This is a genomic window from Terrisporobacter muris, assembly GCF_024621905.1.
GTDB lineage: Bacteria > Bacillota > Clostridia > Peptostreptococcales > Peptostreptococcaceae > Terrisporobacter > Terrisporobacter muris.
Genome location: NZ_JANKBY010000371.1, coordinates 1 through 3,137, shown reverse-complemented (window position 1 = coordinate 3,137; position 3,137 = coordinate 1). Strand labels below are relative to the sequence as shown.

The 3,137-nt window shown below is 28.6% G+C and carries 3 protein-coding genes; all 3 read right to left on the bottom strand.

What is annotated here, in order from left to right; all coding sequences use genetic code 11:
• Positions 1 to 271 precede the first annotated feature (271 nt).
• The 3 genes from NSA58_RS17940 to cax all read right to left on the bottom strand — a co-directional run bounded on the left by NSA58_RS17940 (position 272) and on the right by cax (position 3,033).
• Positions 272 to 796 (bottom strand): hypothetical protein, encoded by a 525-nt coding sequence (locus NSA58_RS17940; protein ID WP_039681096.1) that lies wholly within the window; start codon positions 794 to 796, stop codon positions 272 to 274.
• Between the two features lie 61 nt (positions 797 to 857).
• Entirely contained in the window at positions 858 to 1,772 is a 915-nt protein-coding gene (locus tag NSA58_RS17935) for a patatin-like phospholipase family protein (protein WP_257560769.1), read from the bottom strand.
• A 217-nt stretch (positions 1,773 to 1,989) separates the two neighbouring features.
• Positions 1,990 to 3,033: a calcium/proton exchanger gene (cax, locus tag NSA58_RS17930; RefSeq protein WP_257560768.1), complete on the bottom strand. Its 1,044-nt coding sequence runs from the start codon at positions 3,031 to 3,033 to the stop codon at positions 1,990 to 1,992.
• Positions 3,034 to 3,137 lie beyond the last annotated feature (104 nt).

Below are 3,137 nucleotides of genomic sequence, written 5' to 3'. Positions count from 1 at the left end.
AGAGTGGCTATTAATACTTTATGGTTTAAAATCTATTCTTGCTTTAGTAAATTCACATATAAAGCCTTCTATTTTTTTGAAATTAAGATTGTAAATTATGCATTTTGTCATTTTAATCACCCCTAATTCTAATATTTTTATAACATTGGAGTTAAAATAAAATGTCCTTACTATTATTATAGCATTATTTTTCAATTGTCAACTATAAATGATAATGAAACTAACAAAAAAAGGAGAAATGACATATTTCCCCTAATTTGCAATCTATATTCTATCCGATTTTAACTATATTAATACTTGCACTACTGCCTTCTTTGTTATAACTATTAATATTTTTACTTTTATTTGAAAAACCATTATTTTTAAGTTGTAGTAAAGTATTTTCTGGGATATAAATTATATCATCACCAATAATAGACATACAATTTTTATAATCAGGGTCGATTACTCCAAAAGTTCTTTGAATGTTTTTTTGTAGTACATTATTAATGTATAAACCTATACTTTGCTCAAGATGATCTTTTTTATCCTCTATATTAACTGGAATTTTATATATTATATGATATACGCCAGATTTATTAACTTTTATAGTAGTAGGATTAACAAGAAATATATCTTCATTATATATATCTGTTATATTAAATGGAAAATACTCATTTAAACCTACGCTAACCCATTCTGTTTGTAAAAATGTTGCATAAGAACTTTCTTTATTACTGCGTTCTTTTAATATATTACAGAGGCTTTTTAATAAATGATTATAATTTTTATTACAATCATTGAATTCTTCTTTCATAGACGATTCACCCCCTAATATATTTTATGATACGTTTTATAAAAAGTTTACAAAATAAGATTTAACTACGATAATATTTAAGATAATCATTAAAATTCCAACCTTCCAAAAATGACTTAGCAGAAATATATCCAGAATTAAATAAAGATTTTATTTGATCCTTTGATATATCAAAATCTACTGTATTTATACCCAAGGTTGGAATATTAACAATTCTAACAGCATCACAATCTTTAAAATATACTTCTTCACTTGTGGCAAGACTTGTTTCCATCACATCCATTAAAAAAGGGATAAATCCATTTGGATTATTATTAGGTTTTTGTACATTATTATATAAATTCAAACCAAAGGTAGGCCATCTTGGATTGTCAGCTACATCAAATATCCAAATAGGGAAGTTGCTTAAAAGTCCACCATCAACAATATAACAAGGTTCCTTATCAGTATTTAGAACTATTGGCTCATAAAAAAACGGTATACTAAGACTCATTCTAACTGCTTTTGCTATTTCAAAATCAAGGGGATTTATATTATATTCAACAAGATCATCAGGTAAGGTAATTAGTTTATGTCTAGTAACATCCGTTGCAATAACTTTTAATTTACTATTGTTATGAATATAAATATCTCTAAAATATTTTTTCCCTTTTTGCTCAAATTTTTTACTAAGAAAATTTTCTATATAATCTCCTGAATGTAGTCCCTTTGAAAGGAAGAGAGAAGCAGCTGACCCAACCAAAGGTATAGATTGTAATTTATTTTTATCTGCAAGCTTATTATAGTCTAAGTCATACATAATATCCTTAATTTCATTGGCACTATATCCTACAGCCACCAATGAAGCAACAATAGCACCTGCAGATGTACCAGCAACTCTTTTCCATGCATATCCTTGTTCTTCAAAGTAAGATATTGCACCTACAAGGGCTATCCCTTTGACACCGCCACCCTTGCACACCAAATCTGCATACATTATAATTCACCACCAATATTAAACTCGTACTTAAATAATTTAGTACAATACATAATATGTCTAAGTATAAAAAGATGATAAACTATAGTAAAAAATAAAAATTCGTTTGGACTAACCCACAGCGTGGCGCTCTACTTTAGGAAACAACATTGCCCAAAATATATTTTCTTGAAATTAAAAAATAGTGGCATTATTACCACTATTTTTGTGAATATGATTATATAATAAAGAAGGATGCTGAAATTATTAGATACACTGCTAGCAATTGAACTCCCTCTAACCAGTTACACTCACCATCATGAGAAACTCTATTGGCAATTAAAACAGAGGCTATAAGTGCAATTAACTCAAACTCATTAAATACAATACTCATTGGTTTAAAAAATAAACTTAAGAAAATAAGCACTGGTGCAACAAATAAAATAATTTGAAGAGAAGAGCCTATGGCAATTTCCAGTGCCACATCCATTTTATCCTTTCTTGCCATTATAACAGCTGTTGAGTGCTCAGCAGCGTTACCTATAATAGGTATTAATATTATACCAACAAAGAATTCACTCCAACCTAAAGCGCTAGTGATAGGCTCAATACCATTAACTAAAAACTCACTTTCAATAGCTATTAAGATTGTTGCTACTACTAAAATAGTAATTGATTTTTTTAATGACCATTTAGGGTCGCCTTCTTCTTTTTCATCAGAGTTATATATATCTTTATGAGTACTAAAAGAAAAAACAAGACTAAGTACATAAATGATAATCATAACAACTGCAACAAAAATACTAAGACCTTCATAGCGAGTATTTAATAAAGCAGGATCAACAGTATGAGTAAATAAAGCAGGTATACATAGGCCAAGTACTGCAAACAAAAGCATGGAAGAAGATACTTCACTAACTTTAACATTAAATTTTTGTGTCTTATACTTAAGGCCTCCAGCTAACATACTTGCACCTACAACAAGAAGAACATTTCCAATTACTGCTCCAGCAATAGAGGATTTTACTATATCAAACAATCCTTTTTTTAGAGCGAAGAAAGAAATAATAAGTTCTGTTGCATTTCCAAAAGTACCATTTAAGAACCCTCCAATTTTAGGGACAGAGTAGAAGGATATTTCTTCTGTACCTTCACCCATTAAACCAGCAAGGGGAATGATGGATAAACAAGATAAAATAAACATAATAGTCCCAGAGGCATTGAGAAATTTTGCTATAAAACTGATGGGGATGAAAATTAACATATATTTTAAAATCTTCATAAATTTCCTCCTTATTAAAATCTATAATTAGGTTAACCTTAGAATTGCAAATTATTCTTGGATGAAATAATTCATATAAATTCCTAGTAGGATATAATATAAAC